Genomic DNA, 21,522 nt, shown 5'->3' on the forward strand with positions numbered 1-21,522 from the left:
GCTATCAACTACCGCAACCCAGTAATGCTGCTGTACCAGCATCCACACTAGCTCGCAATTGTCCCGCTGCCATCAAACACTTTTTCGCTTGTCCGCCAACATGATCCCCACGGACAATCCCGTCAGCATTTCCTTAAACAGGCGATCCCATCGCAGATCTCAATTAGCATCGTGTGGGCCCGGCTAGTCGGGTGACCAGTCCTTTCAAGCCGCATCGTTAGGCCGACAATCAACATACTGCCTCACCCGACCCATCCGGGTCACGGCACAATGTAACAGCACGAAGTAACTGCACCTACGAACTTCAGTATCAATAATACCAAAAACGCCAATTCATCCAAGGCTACAAGGCATGCTGGACAAACGCGAACTGATCATCGCGCCAGAGGCTTTCTACGGTATCTTCGCGTATCTGACCAGTCGAAACGGTCACGTTGCAGTATATTACGATCAGCGCGGGTGTGGCTGCGATCCAGTTGGAAGAAAGGTTTTCCTAAGCTTTGTGGTCATCTACCGGACAAGCAAGTTGTTGATACAACGGCATTTGAACAAACGCTGGCGGTCACACTTGATGTCAGGTCTGATGACAACCTACTTGTGGTAAGCGCGCACCGATGCGTGCAGCCCACTCAAGCTAGATGCGGCTATCAAATAGGTCAATCGATATACCGATGTCGGAGCAGAAATTATCTCTGTTGATGAGCCACAAGAAATCTTCTAAATAAATTTCATTGCAATGAAAATCGATGATAAATTGCTTATATATTAGATAGTTAGTGGTATGGTACTACAATTACCGGCTATGCTAATATGAGTGTTAGGGTACACTGTCTCGATTTATCCAAGTGCTCTTGTCCGACACACGACACACGACACACGACAGTCGACATGATACAAGGGCTCTGCGAACTGAAGGGGGTTGATGTCGTCGGTAACTCAATGTTCTTTCCTCCCAACTTCTTCCATCTGGCCGGCATGGCGAAGCGGCTGCAACTTGATGCTTAATACCCACTTGAGGACCCCCGTTAGAATGACCATTATCGAAAATATCCTCGAGCACAAGACTCGTATAAACTTAGTGTCGTCCGGTGACACCGTCGTGATCAATATCGGTATGACCGTACTGATCGATCTACAGTTCGCAACGATGTAGATTTAGCCCAACAGAATCCACGACCACAATAAAGCCACTGTCGTGATGTACCATGCTGTAAACGCACCGGTCATCAAGGACTGCACTAGCGGTTTCCATACGCAAAAGTTCTTTGCTGACTTTCGGTATAGAAAACTTCTATAGATTCCAGAAAAAACGGCATCAGCCACCGGGTCATCGCCGAAAATAAGCTGATCAGGACAAGAGAAGTACTTGCCCCATAACGACTTTCGTACCTTCATCACCTGAGCATACAACGCTGCGGCACACAGGGCTGGTTCACGCCGAGGTGTATTTGACCATGTGCACTGGCTAAATCTGGTTCCAAATTGCACCGACGATCCGCTACGAACTATGCAACGTCAAAACTCCCGTGGTGAGTGGCAAAGGCATTTTCTTGCACATCACCAACGAGTACGGTGACATCGCAAAGCTGAACCTGAAGTTCAACAGATCAGGTTTGGCTGGCTTCCCGATATATGACAGATGTATCATTTGAAATCAAAGTAAGTATATGTCAGCATATTTAAATATTTTTAAAGAAGACGATGGGCGGATCAGTTGCTTCACTGACCGCGATCTAACCGTATACACCTCTGCTGCAACGAATTCTGGCGTGAGCTACCATGATGTGCGACTATAAACCTGGCGCTATTAGAACCGTATGCAGAGTTTCCGGGCACCGTGAGCAACAACGGGCTGTATGTCTCACAGTTGGGTAGAAAAAGTAGACCAGGCGCTCATTGGTTCGTGTACGAACAGCCAACTCGAAGATCTCGAGATTGCCGCGCAGGTGCTGCGCGGCAAGACCGTGGTTTCGGGCGTACGGTTGGTCGTAACGCCCGCGTCCACTGGACAGCCATGTAGCTGTGCTATTCGCAGGACATAGTCTACACGGGTGCTGTGGTCACCAATTCCACTTGCGACGCGTGTTTTGGTTACCACATGGGTGTAGTCGAACACGGCAAGGTTTGTATTGCGTAGAGCGCCCGTAACTTCACCGGAAGCATAGTCAGCACCTGGGTAGCAATTTTCATGACTTCTCCGGTGACTGTGTACGCGTCTGCAATTACCCGATATATTACCCACCCAAGGAATGTGACAGCATGACGGTGACTTTCCGAAGCAAAGTATGGTTGTTCGGCTACAACCTGAATACCGACGCCATGTACTCAAGTCTTTATGGTGAAAATGGACTCGCCGGAGACGGCAAAATACACTTTCTATGAGATCCACCTTGGCTGAATCGATCAGGTGTCGCCAGGAGATGTCGTATTGGCTGGAAACAAATTCGGTTTTAGAACGTCCACACCTAGTCATCACGTTTTTCACCGAGCTCGATGTCGAGGGACTCATCACCAAGTAATTCAACTCATTGTTCTTCCGCAATGCCGTAGACACCAGCCTGTCCGCAATGACCATTCTTGATGCCACCACGATTTTCAGCGAGGTCAACATCGGAAGGTTCAATCTGGGCTCTGGCACACAGCAAAACAACACCACGGGCAAATACGGCTCGGTTTCCGAATTGCGCGGCCCGCTATTCAACATCATCGAAAGCTATGGCATTATGCCTTGCTTGACAGCACCAGGGTATCTGATTACCGAACTCGTTAACTACTCTTCGGGCACTTCGCGTTCGATCTCGTCGAGCCAGATCCGCACGCGCATATCCGACGGAGCACGCCAATCTCCGCGCGGTGATAACGCTCCTCCATGAGACACCTTGGGGCCATTGGGCAATGCCGATCTTTTAAACTGACTAAACGAATAAAACCTCTGTACAAAAACTCGAAGCCAGTACCGAATTTCCTTGAGTGAATAAGATAATCGCTTATCCTCAGGGAATCCAGGCGGCCAAGTGCCGCGTTCGGGATCACTCCAAGCGTGCCATGCCAGGAATGCGATCTTCGATGGCCGAAATCCGTAACGCAGAACCTGAAACAGCGAAAAATCTTGTAAGGCGAATGGCCCAACCCTTGCTTCGCTGCTCTGAAATTCTCCTTCCTCATCGCTTGGAATAAGTTCCGGAGTGATTTCGGTGTCGAGGACGGACTGCAGCACCTCATCAACCCTCGACTCGAACTGAGCCGAGGCAATGACCCAGCGGATCAGATTCTGCACTAATGTTTTTGGTACACCAGCATTGACATTATAGTGCGACATTTGATCACCCACACCGTAGGTCGACCAGCCCAGCCCCAACTCCGATAGGTCACCAGTGCCGAGCACAATACCGCCATGCTGATTGGCCAGCCGGAAGAGGTAGTCGGTGCGCAGACCCGCCTGGACGTTCTCGAAGGTGGCATCGTAGACCACCTCGCCGCGTGAGAACGGATGACCAATTTCTTTCAGCATCAATGTTGCGGTGTCTCTAATGTCGATTTCCGTGAAAGTGACACCCAGTGAGCGACACAACTCCGTGGCATTGCGTTTAGTGTGGTCTCCGGTCGCGAATCCGGGCAGCATGAACGCGAGAATATCGCTACGCGGGCGACCTTCCCTGTCCATCGCGCGCGCAGCGACAATCAGTGCATGTGTCGAGTCCAACCCGCCAGAAACTCCGATGACAACCTTCGGGTAGTCCAACGCACGCAACCGCTGTTCGAGCCCGGAAACTTGAATGTTGTAAGCTTCATAGCAATCCTGCTGTAACTGCTGCGGATCGGCCGGGATGAACGGAAAACGCTCAACCTCCCGCAGCAGTCCGATATCGCCGGCCGGCGGCTCAAGCCGAAACTCGATGCGCTGGAATGGCTCAACTAATGCTCGATGATGGCGGCGGTTGTCGTCGAAAGTGCCTATGCGTAGTCGCTCGGATCGAAGCAGTTCGGTGTCGACATCAGCGACTGAGCGGCGTTCCCCCTTGGGGAAACGCTCGGATTCCGCAAGCAGCACACCATTCTCCCAGATCATCGTCTGGCCGTCCCAAGCCAAGTCGGTTGTGGACTCACCCTCCCCCGCGGCAGCATAGACGTAAGCAGCCAGATACCGCGACGACGCCGAGCGGGCCAGCAGGCCACGGTCTTCGGCGCGGCCAATCGTGATTGGGCTCCCGGACAGATTTGCCAACACCGTCGCACCCGCCAACGCTGCTTCGGCACTGGGTGGTATTGGCACGAACATGTCCTCACAGATCTCGACATGCAGCACCAGGCCAGGCAGGTCGGCTGCGGCGAACAGCAGACCGGGGCCGAACGGTGCCCGCAGATCGCCGATGCCGATGGTGCCGCGTTCATCGTCTCCAGGTGCAAGTTGACGACGTTCGTAGAACTCCCGATAGGTGGGCAGGTACGATTTAGACGCCACACCGAGCACCACGCCGCGGTGAATGATCACTGCGGTGTTGTAAATGCGGTGCCTATAGCGCAACGGGGCACCAACGACCAAAACCGGCAACAGGTCGGCGGAGGCCGCGACAAGATCGAGTACGGCGTCCTCAACAGCCTCAAGCAAAAGGTCTTGGAGCAAGATATCCTCGATGGAGTACCCAGACAGCGTCAGCTCCGGGAAAACGGCCACGGCAACGCTGTCGTCGTGGCACTGGCGGGCCAACCGCAAAACCGACGCGGCATTGGCCGCCGGATCGCCGATGGAGGCGTGATGGGTGCACGCAGCGACGCGGACAAAACCCTGACTGTAGGCGTTGTAGAAGTCCATCGCCCTCTCATTGTCACCCGACTGATGGCACCTCGCCTTCGCCGGGTTGAGAAGGTCGTATCAACAGTACGGCACCAGCGTTCGCAGAATACCAGTGTTGTCGGCTTGCCGCTGTACAGACACGCGCTCTCTCGCAGCGGTGTTGGGCCTGTAACCACGCTGAGATCATCCGGGGAGCAAGGTATCTCAAAGCAACGAAGGCGTCCTGACCCGCATCACACCGAGACGAGGTCGTCAGCGTGCACCGCGGGCCGACGCAGCTCGTCGGGCAACTCCGAGGTCGACCGACCCATCATAGCGGCCAGCTCGGTCGCGTCATAGGCGACCACACCGCGGGCGACCATCGTCGTGTCCGGTCCACGCAATTCCACGACATCACCGCCGTAAAACCGACCCGACACCGCGGTGATACCCGCGGCCAGCAACGAGCGGCGTTGCTGTACTACTGCGCGCACCGCACCCTCGTCGAGAGTCAGCGAACCAGCAGAGTAAGCAGCATAGCGCAACCAGAACCGGCGAGCTGACATCCGTTCTGGCCGCGCAGCAAACACCGTGCCGATCGAGGCGTCAGTGAGCGCGGTCGCGGCTTCAGCCGCGGCAGCCAGCAGCACCGGAACGCCCGCACCAGCGGCCAGCAGCGCCGACGACATCTTCGACACCATTCCACCGGTCCCCAAGGAACTACTCTGGCCTGCGACTACGCCATCGAGATCGGCCACCCCAGCCACCTCGGGTACAAAGCGTGCACCGGGATTCTTCCGCGGATCCGAGTCGTGGAGCCCGTCAATATCGGAGAGTAGTACTAGAGCTTCGGCACCAACCAGGTGCGCCACCAGGGCCGAAAGCCGATCATTGTCACCGAACCTGATCTCGTTGGTGGCCACGGTATCGTTCTCGTTGACAATGGCCACAGCATGCAGCACCCGCAACCGGTCAAGGGTGCGCTGTGCGTTGGTGTGTTGGGCTCGCATCGAAATATCCTGCGCGGTCAGCAGCACCTGCCCTACCGGGCGGCCATGCCGGGCGAACGCCGCACTCCATGAGTTCACCAGCGTAACCTGCCCGACACTAGCTGCAGCCTGCTTAGTCGCCAAATCCTTTGGGCGACCCGATAGTCTGAGCGGCTCGATACCGGCGGCGATGGCACCCGAAGACACGATGACGATGTCGGTACCGGCCTTAATCCGCGTCTCTATCGCGTCAGCAAGTCCAGCCAGCCGGCTAGTGTCGAACACCCCAGACGGTGTGGTGAGCGCGTTGGTCCCAACCTTGACGACCAGACTCCGGGCAGTCCTGATGGCGTCGCGATGTATACTCATGGCTTGTCACCGTGTTCGCGCCGCTGACGTCGCGTAGCCTTGCGCTCAGCAGCACCGACGCGATCGGTGCGTTCCAGTCGCGCATCTGTGCCCCGGCCCGACATTGCAGCCTGTCGCCCCGCAGGCGTTTGTGGCTCCCAGTCGAATGTCATCGCACCGATGGTCACGGCGCACCCCGGTCGTGCACCCATCCGCAGGAGTTCGTCCTCGACACCAAGGCGAGCCAGTCGGTCAGCAAGATAGCCGATCGCTTCGTCGTTATCGAAGTTGGTCTGGTGAACCCAGCGTTCAGGTCGCGTGCCGGTGACCACGAAGCCACCCTGTCCGTCGGGTTCTATGGTAAAGCCGCTGTCGTCGATGGGCACCGGACGGATCACTGGCCGTCGCGGCACCGACTTCGGCCGCGCATCGTGGTAGGCTGTGATCATCTGCCATAGCCCGAAGATCAACGGCTGGAGGTTTTCTTGGGTGGCTGTCGACACGCTAAACACCGGCCAGCCACGCTCAGAGACAATGGTGTCATGAACAAACTCGGCGAGTGCACGAGCCTCGGGCACATCGATCTTGTTGAGCACCACCGCTCGGAGTCGCTCAGCGAGGTCACCCAACATTACATCTCCTTGCAGTGTCGGGGTATACGCAGCGAGTTCGGCTTCCAGTGCGTCGATGTCAGAGATCGGGTCACGGCCAGGTTCAGCAGTCGCGCAATCCACCACATGCACCAGCACCGCGCACCGTTCGATGTGCCGCAGAAAGTCCAGGCCCAGACCACGGCCCACCGAGGCTCCCGGGATTAAGCCGGGCACATCAGCCACAGTGAATGTGTGCTCGCCGGCCGAGACTACGCCGAGATTGGGAACCAGCGTAGTGAACGGATAGTCAGCAATCTTGGGCTTGGCCGCTGAGATCACGGACACCAGCGACGACTTTCCAGCCGAGGGAAACCCGATCAAACCCACATCGGCAACACTCTTGAGCTCCAGGATGAGGTCACGGGACTGGCCTTGCTCCCCGAGCAGTGCAAAGCTGGGCGCTTTGCGGGCACGCGACGCAAGCACGGCATTGCCCAAGCCGCCACGACCGCCGGCGGCAGCTTCAAAGCGGGTGCCTGCACCGACCAAGTCAGCCAGCAATTGGCCGTCTCCGTCCAGAACGACGGTGCCGTCGGGGACTTTGACTTCCAGATCCGCGCCGGCCGCACCGTCGCGATTGTTGCCCATACCCTGTTTGCCGGACGGCGCGGTTATGTGTGGCCGGAAATGAAAGTCCAGCAGGGTGTGCACCTGGGGGTCGACGACGAAAACCACACTGCCGCCGCGGCCACCATTACCACCATCGGGGCCAACTAACGGCTTGAACTTCTCACGATGGACCGACGCGCAACCATCACCGCCAGAACCCGCCCGAGTGTGGATGGCGACGCGATCGACAAACCGAGGCATCGAGGTTCCTTTCCATGACAAAACCTACGTTTTGCACACTTTGCGTTAGAGTCCAGTTGCAAAACGTCGACCTCGATGCGGAACTAGGCCTTCTGGGTAGTCAGTCTGACAATGCTGACGGTCTTGCGTCCGCGCTTGACGCCGAATTCGACGGCTCCTGCTGCCGTGGCGAATAACGTGTCGTCACCGCCGCGGCCGACGTTCATGCCGGGATGGAACTTGGTGCCACGCTGACGGACCAGGATCTCGCCGGCCTTGACAACCTGGCCACCGAACCGCTTGACGCCTAGCCGCTGAGCGGCGGAATCGCGACCGTTACGCGAGCTAGAAGCGCCCTTCTTGTGTGCCATCTGTTCGCTCCCTACTTGATGTCAGTGACCTTGAGGACAGTCAGCTGCTGACGGTGTCCCTGGCGCTTGTGATAGCCGGTCTTGTTCTTGAACTTGTGGATACGGACCTTGGGACCCTTGGTGTGCTCGAGCACCTCACCGGTCACTGCAACTTTGGCCAACGCTTGGGCATCGGCAGTGACGGTGACACCGTCGACGACCAAAGCGACCGGCAGAGATACCTTGGCTCTAGGCTTGGAGTCGAGCTTCTCGATTTGGACCACATCTCCCACTGCGACCTTGTATTGCTTGCCACCGGTTTTGACGATTGCATAGGTCGCCATCGTTGCTCCTGCCTTTGTCTTTCTAGCCTCTGCCGGGCACTCCGCGCGTATACCACAGGCTATACACGTAGCTGGGTCTGCAACGCGGGCCTAAACCTAATCACTGGGCTAAGTCCTGCTGTCGCCGAACAAGCCTAACCGCCGGTCTATCGACAATTGGCCAAGGGTAGTTGACCAGCGAGTACAGGGTCAAACCGACGCTGGCCGTTGTTCGATCGGGTGCGGTTAATCCAGGTGGACCGGCGGTCCAGCCGGACGGCCCGCCACGCGCCGTCGACGCGGACGTACAGAACCTGATCCGGAGCTACTGGAAATAGTGAAGTTGTCAGGCACTTCGGTGGTGTCGATGTCAGCCTCGGAGTTAGATGCATCAACATCGAGTTCGTCGTCTAAATCGAGTTCCTCGTCGTCGCTAAGGTCTTCCTCGTCATCGTCAAGATCATCCTCCTCGTCGGTGTCGCAGTCTTCCTGGTCAACATCCTCTAAACTATAGGCAGACTGCTCGTCGATATCCTCGGTAAGTTTCACACCGGACTCGTCAGATTCGGCCTCGCCGCCAACAGCCATCGAGGACAAGCCCGCGGCCATCGCTTTGAACATCGGATGCTCACCCGGAGCATGAGCCGGCGCCTTAGCCACCGCCAGCTCATCTGATCGGTTCTTCTTCGATCGCTTACTTCGCCGACCACCTGACTCAGACTTACGCCCAGCCGCCGCGGCCGAATCAACTGGGTCGGCATGCAGTATAATCCCACGACCTGTGCAGTTCGGACACGATGTCGAAAACGCTTCGATCAACCCGGTGCCCAACCGCTTGCGGGTCAATTGTACCAGACCCAACGATGTCACCTCGGACACCTGGTGACGAGTGCGATCGCGAGCGAGTGCCTCGGTCAGTCGACGCAACACCAAGTCGCGGTTGGACTCGAGCACCATGTCAATGAAGTCGATTACCACAATGCCGCCGATGTCACGCAGTCGCAGCTGGCGCACGATCTCCTCAGCCGCCTCAAGATTATTCTTGGTGACCGTCTGTTCAAGGTTGCCCCCAGACCCAGTGAACTTACCGGTATTGACGTCGATTACTGTCATCGCCTCGGTCCGGTCTATCACCAGTGTGCCGCCCGATGGCAGCCACACCTTCCGGTCCATCGCTTTGGCCAGTTGTTCGTCGATGCGATGCGCCGCGAAGACATCTGGACCGTGCTGCCCGTCCAACCCGATCGGCGGCTCGTACTTTATTAGCTTCGAAATCAGTTCGGGAGCAACAGAATTCACATATTCGTTAATAGTATTCCACGCCTCGTCGCCGGAGACGACGAGGCCGGCAAAGTCCTCATTGAACAGATCGCGGATAACCTTGACCAACACATCTGGTTCCTCGTAGAGAGCCACCGCAGCGCCAGCGGCTTTCTCCTTGGTCTGGATTGCCTTGGCCTCAATTTGATTCCAGTGCTCCTGCAAGCGGGTGATGTCTTTGCGGATCTCGCCCTCTTTGACACCCTCAGACGCGGTGCGGATGATCACACCCGCGTCGGGTGGTACCACCTCGCGCAGGATTTCCTTGAGACGCTGACGGTCGGTGTCAGGCAGCTTACGGCTGATCCCAGTCGACGACGCCCCCGGGACGTACACGAGGTAGCGACCGACCAACGACACCTGGGTGGTGAGTCGCGCGCCTTTGTGGCCGACCGGGTCCTTGCTGACCTGAACGACGATATAGTCGCCGGGTTTGAGGGCCTGTTCAATCTTGCGATCGACCCCACCCAATCCGGCGGCGTCCCAGTTCACTTCTCCGGCATAGAGTACCCCGTTGCGACCACGACCGATGTCGACGAAAGCCGCCTCCATCGACGGCAGCACGTTCTGCACGATACCCAGGTAAATGTTGCCGACCAGGGAAGCAGATGCCGCCGACGTCACGAAGTGCTCGACGACAATTCCGTCTTCGAGCACCGTGATCTGAGTGTATCGTGCGCCCGGATGGGGCGGCTCAGTGCGGACTCGATCACGCACCACCATGATCCGCTCGACGGCCTCGCGTCGAGCCAAAAATTCGGCCTCACTCAACACTGGTGGACGACGCCGTCCGGCGTCACGCCCATCTCGGCGGCGTTGTCGCTTAGCCTCCAGTCGAGTCGAACCGTCGATACCCTTGATCTCGCCGCTGCCCGTGCTGTTAACGCCATCGTCAGAGTTAGCCGGCCTGCCAGCTGCGCGGGGTACCCGTTCGTGCACGACGGTGTTCGGTGGATCGTCGGGGGCGGGTCCCTCGTCGTCACCCGCCCCCGATTTACGGCGTCGTCGTCGGCGGCGACGGTTACCGGCTTCCGACAACCCCTTCTCGTCGTCACCAGCTTCGGTGTCTTCGGAGTTGTCGGAATCATGGCCATCGACCCCCTCCGACTCGGTTGAGTCGGCCTCGCCGCCGACATCGTCGCTCTGGATGTCGGATCCGCCCTGTTCACCACGACCCCGACCACGACCCCGACGACCACGACGCCGACGACGGTTAGCCGGTCGATCAGCTTGCCCTTCGTCGTCGTCAACGTAGGAGTCGTCACCGGATTCCACACCATCATCAGTGCGGGCGTCGTCATCAACCTCTATCGGCTGCGGCGCAACGAACAACGGCATGTAGTGCGGCCGCTCTAGTGCGGTCTCGAGCATCAGTCGAGATTCGGGCTCTTCGGACATGACAGGGTTATCGGGTACGGCGGTGAAGTTGTGGGGCAAGTCGAGTTGACTGGCCAGCAAATCACGAACCCGGACTGCGTCGACGCGGTCGACGCTGGAATGTGTGCTACGGATCCGTCCGTCGAGAGCGCTCAGCGCGTCCAGCACTCGCCTGCTTGTGGTTCCCAGCGTTCGTGCAAGCGAATGGACTCTCAAGCGGTCTGGTAGTTCCTTATGCTGCGTCGGCTCTTTTGATGGTTCTGAAAGGGGTGCACCGTCTATCACGTATTCTCCTCAAGCCCCCGGGCGCGTCCGATCGACGCGGCCACGCGAGGGCTTCGCTATGTGTCCGGGTCACTTCTCCCGGACTTGTGATGGCCTCGCCCCGAGCAGATCATCCAGAACTCACTCGGCGCTGTGCTGAATGACGGCCCGACACGCCGCACCAAATCGCGGAATCGCGATAGTCGCGCTTGCCTAAGTCTTCATTCGGGTGTCTGACGCCGGTACGACGACGTTCACCCGCTGTCAGTATCACACATTGCTGGGCGCGTCCACTCGCCCCTGATTTGGCTACTCAAGGCCCGTTCAGGAACCCGCTGAGGACTCTTGGCACGGCCCCCCTCTCGTCCTCGCGCTAAACGCCGGGAAACCACAGCGCGATTTCGCGCTTTGCCGAATCCGTCGAATCGGATCCGTGCACCAAGTTGAACTGCGTTTCCAATGCGAAATCGCCCCGGATTGTGCCCGGTGCCGCCTTCTCCACCGGGTCGGTGTACCCGACAAGTTGACGAACCGCTGCAACGGCACGTAGTCCTTCCACGATCGCCGCCACCACCGGACCCGAAGTGATGAACTCCAGCAACGATCCAAAAAATGGTTTGCTTTCGTGTTCGGCGTAATGCCGGCTAGCCAACTCCTCGCCGACCCTTCTGAGCTCCAGCGCCACGATGGTGAGACCTTTCCGCTCGATGCGGCTGATGATCTCCCCAATCAATTGCCGTTCGACTCCATCCGGCTTGATCAACACGAGGGTCCGTTCGGTCACGGCGCACAGCGTACCGAACGGCTTACCGATAAGTTCGACGGCGGCACCCCGCATGGTATAGCGCCGGCGGATCTCGACGCGGAAATATGCGATCAGCACCCACACCACAATGAACAGCACACCGATGAACCCCACACCCGGATACACGGCGAAACCAGCCAGTGCCACCACCTGCACACCCAGGTTCACCCAGATCGCCCAAGTCCTGCGCTGTAGTCCGGTCAGCATGATTAGCAGTCCGGCCAACCCAATCAGGTAACTCAGCGCAGGCAGTGTCAGCCCGTCGCCGACCGCACCCACCACCGGCAGCGCCAGCAGCACAACGATTGCCTCGAGGAGCAGCGTCGCGGCCATCACCGCGGCAAAGCTCTTCCAGGGGTCGGCCGGTGACATAAACTTTAGGGGGCCTTGCTCGCCGAGGCTGTCAGTCATTGCGGGCCACGCCCAAACAAGGTCCGTGCGGCACCGGCGGTGACCACCGAGCCAGTGATGACGATCCCACGACCGGAGACTCCGAGCCCCACGGTTCCCTCACCGGCAACGGCATCGTTAACCAGCACAGTCGCTGCATCGATGGCGTCGCGCAGATTCGCTGCACTGATCACCCGATCAGAGCCGAACCACTCCCGCGCCGCCATCGCCAACGACTCAATATCCCGCGCCCGCGGCGAGCCGTTGTCTGTCACGACGACGGAATCCAGTACCGGCTCCAGCGCGGCCAGGATGCCATCGAGGTCCTTGTCGGCCAAAACGCTGAGCACACCGACCAAGGTTCGGAAGTCGAATTCGTCAGCCAGCGTGCGCGTCAACGCGCCCATGCCAACGGGATTGTGTGCGGCGTCGATGAATACCGTAGGAGCGCTGTGCATGCGCTCCAATCGGCCAGGGCTGATTACAGCGGCGAAACCGGCCCGCACCGCCTCGACATCAAGCTGACACTGTGCCCCTACGCCAAAAAATGCCTCCACCGCTGCAAGAGCCAAGACCGCGTTGTGTGCCTGGTGTTCGCCATGCAACGGCAAATAGATATGATCATAAACCCCGCCAAGACCCTGCAACTGCAGCACCTGACCACCGATGGCAACCCGGCGATCCAAGACTGCGAACTCCAAGTCCTGCCGGACGACTTGTGCGTGGGCGTGTGTCGATTGGGTCAGCAACACCTCCATTGCCGCTGGTAACTGACGGCCAATGACCGCGACGGTGTCCGGCGCGCCCTCGGAGGCTTTCGTGATGATGCCAGCTTTCTCGCGAGCGATCGCTGCGACGTCGTTGCCGAGATACTCGACGTGGTCGATACTGACCGGGGTGATCACTGCGACCGGTGTATTAATCACGTTGGTCGCATCCCACCGCCCGCCGAGGCCCACCTCGACCACTGCGATGTCGACGGGCGCATCCGCGAACATGGCGAACGCCATCGCGGTGATAACCTCGAACTTGCTCAAAGCCGGCCCCCCGGCGGACCGTGACTGCGCATCAATCATCTGCACGAAAGGTTCTATCTCACGGTATGCAGCTACATACTGTGCTGGACTGATTGGTTGTGAATCGATCGCGATACGTTCAACTACCGACTGCAAATGCGGGCTGGTAAATCGGCCAGTGCGCTGGTGCAGCGCAGTCAGCAGTGCATCGATCATCCTCGTTACCGAGGTCTTCCCGTTGGTACCGGCGATATGTATCGACGGGTAACCGAGTTGCGGTGAGCCGAGCACGTCCATTAACGCGCTGATCCGGGTCAGGCTCGGTTCGATGTGGGTTTCCGGCCAACGCTGGTCCAGCAGTTGCTCGACCTGCAACAGGGCAGCGATCTCGTCCGGTGTGGGAGCCTCGGCGTTGGTTCCACGATGCCCGGATCCCCAGTTGGGCGGCTCCGCGGTCATTGCAGCCCGGCCAGCCTGGCGGTGATACGATCGGCTTCTGCCTGGGCTACCCGCTGGCGATCGCGGATCTTGACAACGACTGCCTCCGGGGCTCTGGCTAGAAAGTCCGCATTGGCCAACTTTGCGGAGGTCGATGCTAGTTCCTTTTGTGCTGCGGCCAAGTCTTTTTCCATACGACGACGCTCGACGGCCACATCGATGGTGCCTGAAATGTCGAATTCAACGACGACGGCACGGTCTTTGTTAGGGCCGAGACGAACCTCCAACGACGCCGACGGATGAAAGTCGTTACTTGCAAAGGTAAGCCAGGTCAGTGATGTCACGGCGCCTATCTGGGTGACCAGGTCGGAGTCTTCGACACCGAACAATCGAGCCGGCACCTTCTGTCGATCGGACAGACCTTGATTACTGCGGAATCGGCGTATCTCATTCACCAGCTTCTGCATATCGCTAATACGCTGTGCAGCAACAGGATCCAAGGCTATATCGGAAGGAACCGGCCATTCAGCAATCACCAGTGACTCTCGCTGAGTCAGTGCTTGCCAGAGTGTTTCAGTAATGAACGGCATCACCGGGTGCAGCAACCGCAGCAGCGTATCAAGCGTCGCGGCCAGCACTGCTGTAGTTTGCGTGAGACCTTCAGCAAGCTGTGCCTTGGCTAATTCGATATACCAGTCGCAGAATTCGTCCCATGTAAAGTGGTAGAGTGCTTCACAGGCATGACTTAACTCATAGCAATCGAAGGCTGAATCAACTTCGGCGCGAACCTGTTCTAGCCGTCCGAGAATCCAATGATCAGCGTCGGTCAGCTCGCCTTGCGCTGGCAACGGAACTACCGCAGCGCCATTAAGCAGTGCGTATCTGGTGGCGTTGAACAGCTTAGTGCCGAAGTTGCGCGACGCGCGGATGTGATCCACACCTACGGCCAGATCACCACCGGGGCTGGAACCGCGTGCCAGCGTAAAGCGCAGCGCGTCGGCCCCAAACATCTCCACCCAGTCCAGTGGGTCGATAACGTTGCCTCTGGACTTGCTCATCTTACGGCCGAATTCGTCACGGATCAGCCCGTGCAAAAAGACATCGGTGAACGGTAACTGTGGTCCACGACGACCGTTCAGTGTGATGGCGTCATCCCCACCGACGAAGATGCCGAACATCATCATCCGTGCGACCCAGAAGAACAGGATGTCGTAGCCGGTGACGAGAACACTTGTTGGGTAGAACTTTTCCAACTCCGGAGTCTTTTCCGGCCAGCCCAACGTGGAAAACGGCCACAGGCCAGACGAGAACCAGGTGTCCAGCACGTTGGGGTCCTGCTCCCAGCCCGCCGGGGGCGTCTCGTCGGGACCGACACACACCTGTTCGCCGTCGGGCCCGTACCAGATCGGAATACGATGACCCCACCATAGCTGTCGTGAGATGCACCAGTCTCGCATGCCGTCCACCCAGGCGAACCAGCGCGACTCCATGCTGGCGGGGTGAATCACGGTGTCCCCGTTACGCACCGCATCACTAGCGGCCTTAGCTAGCGCTTCCACTCTGACCCACCATTGCAGCGACAGGCGTGGCTCGACGACTTCACCGCTGCGCTCCGAATGCCCTACACTGTGCAGGTAAGGTCTTTTTTCCTCGACGATACGGCCCTGTGCCGCCAGTGCTTCGCGCACCGCGATGCGCGCCTCGAATCGATCCATACCGTCGAATTCAGTTCCGGTTTCGACTATCGAGGCCTTGACGTCCATGATGTTCGGCATCGGCAAGTTGTGCCGCAATCCGATTTCGAAGTCGTTGGGATCATGGGCAGGTGTAACTTTGACCGCGCCGGTGCCGAATTTGAGATCCACATGCTCATCGGCGACGATCACGAGTTCGCGGTCGATGAACGGGTGCGGTAGCGTCGTCCCGACCAGATGCTGGTAGCGCTTGTCATCGGGATGAACGGCGATGGCGGTGTCACCAAGCATCGTCTCGACGCGAGTGGTGGCAACTATAATATGTGGCTCGTCGTCGTCGAGTGATCCATAGCGGAACGAGACCAGCTCGCCCTCGATCTCGTCGTAGATGACTTCGATATCGGAGATCGCTGTCTGTAGCTCCGGCGACCAGTTTACCAGCCGCTCTGCTCGGTAGATCAGACCGGCGTCGTAGAGTCGCTTGAAAATTGTCCGCACTGCCCGCGACAGGCCGTCGTCCATGGTGAACCGGTCACGACTCCAGTCCACCCCGTCACCTAGCCGGCGCATCTGGCCGGCGATGGCACCACCGGATTCACGCTTCCAGTCCCACACCTTGTCGACGAATAGCTCCCGGCCAAAGTCCTCTTTAGTCTTGCCGTCGACCGCAAGCTGCTTTTCCACCACACTCTGAGTCGCGATACCCGCGTGGTCCATGCCCGGCTGCCACAGCACCTCGTATCCCTGCATGCGCTTGCGGCGGGTCAAGGCGTCCATCATGGTGTGTTCCAACGCGTGGCCCATGTGCAGACTGCCAGTGACGTTCGGCGGCGGAAGCACAATCGAATACCCGGGCTTTGTGCTGGTGGGACTCGCGGCGAAGTAACCGGAGTCCAGCCATTGCTGGTAGATTGCGCTCTCCGTCGCGCCTGGGTCCCACGACTTGGGCAACGGGTCAGCGGAGGGCCTAGGGCTGGCAGTCACCGGTCAATTCTAGGGAGCCGGATTAGCTTGCGTGAAAGCGCCCAAACTCACAGGTGATCGGTCTGCGATCACGGAATGGTGAGAACCTGCCTGAAGTAAACGGAATCCGGGTTGGGAACATCGTCGGTGTCGACGATCGCATAGCATTTGCGGCCGTCGCCGTAGAAACGCTCCGCAATAGTCCACAGAGAATCACCGGACACGGCGATATACGTCCGGGCGGTCGGGTGTCTGGATTCAGCACCGGAACGGCTTCGCCGACCGGGAGCGTCCGCTGATACTACCTTGAACGTAGTGCCAAAAGCCTTGGTGGTTTCGCCGTAGTTCCAGCCCGCCTTCAGGGCGAGGACGTTGGCCTCCACAACATCGAGCGTGCGGGCCCACTTCTTCTTGATGAAGGTTTCGCTGGCCAGAGTCAGCCGCCCATACAGTCACGACAACAAACCTCATGCAAACATGTTCTTGGCGCGCTGACCATCTTTCTTGGACGCGCCGATCACCTCGACAGCCCTAATGAGGAAGCGTGGTCATCGGGACAGCGTGAACGATGTATTCCTCTAGCTCATCCGACTCCAGCGAGTTTATTACATAGCCCACCTTCACTAGGTTGCGCTTGGTGAACTCGTTAGAGTTCACGACCACCATTCCGTCACGCGGCAGATCGCCAATGTTGGCCTTCAATACTGCCGGATGCACCGCAACAAGCACGCCCGGCCAGTCGCCGACGGGCAAGATATGCGTATTCGTCGATTTGAATCTGGAACGAAGCGACACTGGGCAAGGTACCTGCTGTCGCGCGAATCTCGGCGGGATAGTTTGGCTGGATAGCAGATCGTTACCGAAAAACGCCAGCTCCGAAGTAATCCGGTCACCGGTTAGCTAGATACCGTCGTCGGAACCCTCGACAAAGCAGATAACAACCCGCTCCAGGCACCATCAGTTAGGCCCGACATGAGCAGCCACTCTAGTATGACACTCTGGCCCGCCGTCATTCGGATCGACGTTTCCGGCCTTCCATACTGTTCTCCAGACATGCACTCCGCGCTATAGCCTCAGATTAGGCGCCGTCGGAGTGACTCCCCCACACTCACGCTTTATGTCACTGACGGCGCCAACATATGTTATGGCATCGCTTCTTGGGACTTACGCCCGCCATATAACCCTGACACACGGCGAGCTAGCCATTAAAAGCCCGATGTCAACGAGGCCTAACCATGATGAACGTACAGAAGTATAGCATTTATCATGTCTGCCAAACACAGGCCCCCATCAGACTAATTCCGCCCGTTGAACACGTTTATTTTCTGGTGCCGACTCCAAACCTTTCCAGCCTCCATCGTCTTAAGAGTTAGGCACTCTTGTCGCGACGCTCGGTGCGCGACGGCTTGCGCGGCACGACCGTCGGCAACACGTTGTCCTGCACGGTCTCCTTGGTCACCACCACTTTAGCGACGTCGTCGCGGCTAGGGATATCATACATCACAGGCAGCAGGACTTCTTCCATGATGGCCCGCAAGCCACGAGCTCCAGTGCCACGGTGGATCGCTTGGTCGGCGATCGCTTCCAGGGCATCGTCGGTGAATTCCAGCTCCACACCGTCCATTTCGAACAATCGAATATACTGTTTGACCAAAGCGTTCTTCGGCTCCGATAAGATCTTAACCAACGACTCCATGTCCAAGTTGGTGACCGAGGCGATCATCGGGAGCCGGCCGATGAACTCAGGGATCAAACCGAACTTAATCAGATCTTCAGGCATCACATCGGCGAAGTGATCGGTGGTGTCGATCTCGGCTTTGGAACGGACTTCGGCGCCAAAGCCCAAGCCACGTTTGCCGACCCGCTCATAGATGATCTTCTCCAGCCCGGCGAAGGCACCGGCGACTATAAACAGCACATTGGTAGTATCAATCTGAATGAACTCTTGGTGAGGGTGCTTGCGGCCACCCTGCGGAGGAACCGACGCCTGGGTGCCTTCCAGAATTTTCAGCAGGGCCTGCTGAACACCTTCTCCAGAGACATCACGGGTGATCGACAGGTTCTCGCTCTTACGGGCGATCTTGTCGACCTCGTCGATGTAGATGATGCCGGTCTCGGCGCGCTTAACGTCATAGTCGGCGGCCTGAATCAGCTTGAGCAAGATGTTCTCGACGTCCTCACCGACGTAACCGGCCTCGGTCAGTGCGGTGGCGTCGGCGATGGCGAACGGAACATTGAGCATCTTAGCCAGCGTCTGGGCCAGGTAAGTCTTGCCGCATCCGGTAGGTCCCAACATCAAGATATTGGACTTAGTCAGCTCTACCGGTTCGCACCTCGGATCACGCCCCTTCTCGCCGGCCTGGATCCGCTTGTAGTGATTGTAGACCGCGACAGCCAGCGTCCGTTTGGCGGTGTCCTGCCCGATGACGTAACCCTCAAGGAACTCTCGAATCTCAACGGGCTTAGGTAATTCGTCGAGCTTCACATCGTCGGCGTCAGCAAGCTCTTCTTCGATGATCTCGTTACACAGGTCGATACATTCATCACAGATGTACACCCCAGGCCCCGCAATAAGTTTCTTGACCTGCTTCTGGCTCTTCCCGCAGAACGAGCATTTCAGCAAGTCACCGCCTTCTCCAATGCGCGCCATGATGCTGAGGGCCTACTTCCTGTTCGCCGTTCGTCTTGCTATGCCGCGTGTATTCCTCAACGCTACCCGCTAGTTTGGGCCAGACGCGACCATATAGCGCCGAATCGTGTCAGTGATATTCGAGGACGTTCATGCCTGTCCATCCGCCATGAAACATATAGCCCAACTTCACCCGCCATTCGCCGAAACATATAACCCGTGTCTCTAGCGTGTCGCGGTCGTTACGTGACCGAGGCCCCTAAGAGCTGCCAAGTCCTCAAGAATCACCTTACAGTGGCCTGGTGAAACTGTCTGTTCACAGCGAATCCGTGCTGATCAACAACGGTAGGATGGCCACCAAGTTCGAAAAACGCGGAAGCGAGTTATAGTCGGCGAGGCTGCTGACGGATGCCCCGCAAGCAATCGCCGCAATGCACCTCGTGTACTTTCGTGCCGACGTGACGATCGCAACAACCCCAGCTACCAGGCATCGTTCGAAAGCTTTGCGGCGCGTGAAATCAGCCGCGATGAAACCGTCGAGCTACTGCACCGCAACGCCGAATTCGCTAACGCCCGCGTGACAAGATTGACATGAATGGTCTCGCAGATAAGCGGACGCTACGACATGTCCACCGCAGCTCTGGTCCGGTAGCGTCGCCCACGGCTGGAGATAATGACCGAGGCCAGCGCCGAACTTACTTGCCACAGATAATCGTCCTCGACATCGACGGGACTGAAACGTTGGTTAACCCGATGCAGCTCAGTTGACGTACCGACGTGGTTCAGCTACACCATCGACAGGGCACGGATCCGTGCCGGACAACCGCTTGCTGAGACGTTCGCTGTGGCCGCCAGTATCCCCGAAATTGTCGCGATCGGCGTCAATTGCTGTGCACCCAACGATGTGCTGGCGGTCATCCACATCACAAAGATCGGTAAGCCAGTAATCGCCTACCCTAACAGGGGTGAGCATTGGAATGGCTCGGCGTGAGCAGGGCCGCGTAAATTCTCCGCACAACCCACCACGTAGTGGGCCGCGGCTGAGACAGGCATCATCGGCGGATGTTGCCGAGTGCGGTCGGTCGATATCGCCAAACTTTACGAAAGTATCTGGAGAGCCATTAGGCAATCTGCGCCGAGAGCTTCCGGTATTCCAGCACGGTGTCGATGATCCCGTAGTCTTTGGCCTCTTCGGCGGTCAGGATCTTGTCCCTGTCGGTATCCTTACGGATCACGGCAGCGTCCTTGCCGGTGTGGCGAGCCAGCGTCGTCTCCATTAGGGTGCGCATACGCTCGATCTCGGCAGCCTGGATCTCCAGATCGGAGAACTGGCCTTGGATCACACCGGAGAGCGACGGCTGGTGGATCAGCACGCGCGCGTTGGGCAGCGCCATACGCTTACCTGGTGTTCCGGCAGCCAGCAGTACTGCCGCCGCTGAAGCGGCCTGACCCAGACATACCGTCTGAATATCGGCCCGGACATACTGCATCGTGTCGTAGATAGCCATCAACGACGTGAACCCACCGCCCGGCGAGTTGATGTACATGGTGATATCGCGGTCGGGATCCAGCGACTCCAACACCAGCAGCTGGGCCATGATGTCGTTTGCCGACGCGTCATCAACTTGGACACCGAGGAAGATGATACGTTCCTCAAACAGCTTGTTGTACGGGTTGGACTCTTTGACACCGAAGCTGGAATGCTCGATGAATGACGGCAGAATATACCGCGCCTGAGGTTGGATCTGAGGATTCATTGCACTTCTCCGTTGACGTGGGCGCGGGTGATGATGTGGTCGACGAAACCATATTCCAGGGCGTCCTGGGCGGTGAACCAGCGGTCGCGATCGGAATCGGCCTCGATGCGCTCGATCGGCTGGCCGGTGAACTCGGCGTTGAGCCGGAACATCTCCTTTTTGATGACGGCGAACTGCTCAGCCTGAATAGCAATGTCGGCCGCACTACCGGTCACCCCACCCAGCGGCTGGTGCATCAGAATGCGGGCGTGTGGCAGTGCGTAGCGCTTGCCCTTAGTTCCCGCCGCCAGCAAGAATTCCCCCATCGACGCGGCCATGCCCATCGCGTAGGTGGCAATGTCACACGGCGCCAGCACCATCGTGTCGTAGATCGCCATCCCGGCGCTGATCGATCCGCCAGGGGAATTGATATACAGGGAAATGTCCTTGGAGGCATCTTCAGCTGCGAGCAGCAGTATCTGTGCACAGAGCCGATTGGCGATGTCGTCGTTCACCTCCGAACCCAGGAAGATGATGCGCTCGGAGAGCAGGCGCTCATAGACCGAGTCAGTTAAGGTGAAACCCTGCGAGTTCGAACGCACGTCAGTCACATAGCCCACAGTGGGATACCTGCTTTCTGGAATTCTGTATGCACGGACATTAA

General features: G+C 58.0%; 14 protein-coding genes and 3 pseudogenes. 3 read left to right on the forward strand and 14 right to left on the reverse strand.

The window, feature by feature from the left end; all coding sequences use genetic code 11:
- The first annotated feature begins 1,030 nt into the window (after window positions 1–1,030).
- Both MUBE_RS19120 and MUBE_RS20465 read left to right on the forward strand, forming a co-directional pair.
- Window positions 1,031–1,153 carry a hypothetical protein gene (locus tag MUBE_RS19120; RefSeq protein ID WP_279386729.1) on the forward strand — a complete coding sequence of 41 codons (123 nt, stop codon included), beginning with the start codon at window positions 1,031–1,033 and terminating at the stop codon, window positions 1,151–1,153.
- A gap of 703 nt (window positions 1,154–1,856) precedes the next feature.
- Window positions 1,857–2,042, forward strand: coding sequence for an aconitase family protein (locus MUBE_RS20465; protein ID WP_116540621.1), 186 nt, complete (start codon window positions 1,857–1,859; stop codon window positions 2,040–2,042).
- A 728-nt stretch (window positions 2,043–2,770) separates the two neighbouring features.
- Here MUBE_RS20465 and MUBE_RS11480 read toward each other — a convergent pair.
- The 12 genes and pseudogenes from MUBE_RS11480 to clpX all read right to left on the reverse strand — a co-directional run bounded on the left by MUBE_RS11480 (window position 2,771) and on the right by clpX (window position 19,143).
- Entirely contained in the window at window positions 2,771–4,813 is a 2,043-nt protein-coding gene (locus MUBE_RS11480) for an NAD(+) synthase (protein WP_116540622.1), read from the reverse strand.
- Between the two features lie 215 nt (window positions 4,814–5,028).
- Window positions 5,029–6,132 carry a glutamate 5-kinase gene (gene proB, locus MUBE_RS11485; RefSeq protein ID WP_116540623.1) on the reverse strand — a complete coding sequence of 368 codons (1,104 nt, stop codon included), beginning with the start codon at window positions 6,130–6,132 and terminating at the stop codon, window positions 5,029–5,031.
- Window positions 6,129–7,574, reverse strand: a complete 1,446-nt coding sequence (obgE, locus tag MUBE_RS11490) for a GTPase ObgE (protein WP_116540624.1) — start codon at window positions 7,572–7,574, stop codon at window positions 6,129–6,131. Before obgE ends, proB begins: the two co-directional genes overlap by 4 nt.
- An 83-nt stretch (window positions 7,575–7,657) precedes the next feature.
- Window positions 7,658–7,924 (reverse strand): 50S ribosomal protein L27, encoded by a 267-nt coding sequence (gene rpmA, locus MUBE_RS11495; RefSeq protein WP_116540625.1) that lies wholly within the window; start codon window positions 7,922–7,924, stop codon window positions 7,658–7,660.
- Window positions 7,925–7,935: 11 nt separating this feature from the next.
- Window positions 7,936–8,247: a 50S ribosomal protein L21 gene (rplU, locus tag MUBE_RS11500; protein WP_116540626.1), complete on the reverse strand. Its 312-nt coding sequence runs from the start codon at window positions 8,245–8,247 to the stop codon at window positions 7,936–7,938.
- A 225-nt stretch (window positions 8,248–8,472) separates the two neighbouring features.
- Window positions 8,473–11,208, reverse strand: coding sequence for a ribonuclease E (rne, locus tag MUBE_RS11505; protein WP_116540627.1), 2,736 nt, complete (start codon window positions 11,206–11,208; stop codon window positions 8,473–8,475).
- A 352-nt stretch (window positions 11,209–11,560) separates the two neighbouring features.
- Window positions 11,561–11,971 (reverse strand): nucleoside-diphosphate kinase, encoded by a 411-nt coding sequence (gene ndk / locus MUBE_RS16000; RefSeq protein WP_165849835.1) that lies wholly within the window; start codon window positions 11,969–11,971, stop codon window positions 11,561–11,563.
- Between the two features lie 48 nt (window positions 11,972–12,019).
- A pseudogene (locus MUBE_RS16005) lies at window positions 12,020–12,364 on the reverse strand (DUF4233 domain-containing protein); the annotation flags it as partial.
- A 35-nt stretch (window positions 12,365–12,399) separates the two neighbouring features.
- Complete coding sequence (folC, locus tag MUBE_RS11515; RefSeq protein ID WP_116540629.1) at window positions 12,400–13,857, reverse strand: bifunctional tetrahydrofolate synthase/dihydrofolate synthase; 1,458 nt, start codon at window positions 13,855–13,857, stop codon at window positions 12,400–12,402.
- Window positions 13,854–16,514 carry a valine--tRNA ligase gene (locus tag MUBE_RS11520; RefSeq protein ID WP_116540630.1) on the reverse strand — a complete coding sequence of 887 codons (2,661 nt, stop codon included), beginning with the start codon at window positions 16,512–16,514 and terminating at the stop codon, window positions 13,854–13,856. The genes folC and MUBE_RS11520 overlap by 4 nt, the downstream gene beginning before the upstream one ends.
- A 263-nt stretch (window positions 16,515–16,777) precedes the next feature.
- Window positions 16,778–17,444: pseudogene (locus MUBE_RS11525) on the reverse strand (2-oxoacid:acceptor oxidoreductase family protein); the annotation flags it as partial.
- A gap of 418 nt (window positions 17,445–17,862) precedes the next feature.
- Window positions 17,863–19,143: an ATP-dependent Clp protease ATP-binding subunit ClpX gene (clpX, locus tag MUBE_RS11530; protein WP_116540631.1), complete on the reverse strand. Its 1,281-nt coding sequence runs from the start codon at window positions 19,141–19,143 to the stop codon at window positions 17,863–17,865.
- A 287-nt stretch (window positions 19,144–19,430) separates the two neighbouring features.
- On the opposite strand from clpX, the pseudogene MUBE_RS11535 reads away from it, so the two are divergent.
- Window positions 19,431–20,293: pseudogene (locus MUBE_RS11535) on the forward strand (homocysteine S-methyltransferase family protein).
- Here MUBE_RS11535 and clpP2 read toward each other — a convergent pair.
- Together clpP2 and clpP1 are read right to left on the reverse strand one after the other, a co-directional pair.
- On the reverse strand, window positions 20,244–20,879 hold the full coding sequence (gene clpP2 / locus MUBE_RS11540) for an ATP-dependent CLP protease proteolytic subunit ClpP2 (protein WP_116540632.1): 636 nt from the start codon (window positions 20,877–20,879) through the stop codon (window positions 20,244–20,246). The pseudogene MUBE_RS11535 and the gene clpP2 overlap by 50 nt on opposite strands.
- Complete coding sequence (gene clpP1, locus MUBE_RS11545; RefSeq protein ID WP_116540633.1) at window positions 20,876–21,478, reverse strand: ATP-dependent CLP protease proteolytic subunit ClpP1; 603 nt, start codon at window positions 21,476–21,478, stop codon at window positions 20,876–20,878. The genes clpP2 and clpP1 overlap by 4 nt, the downstream gene beginning before the upstream one ends.
- Window positions 21,479–21,522: the final 44 nt, after the last annotated feature.

Origin of the sequence: Mycobacterium uberis, assembly GCF_003408705.1 — a bacterium.
Classification (GTDB): domain Bacteria; phylum Actinomycetota; class Actinomycetes; order Mycobacteriales; family Mycobacteriaceae; genus Mycobacterium; species Mycobacterium uberis.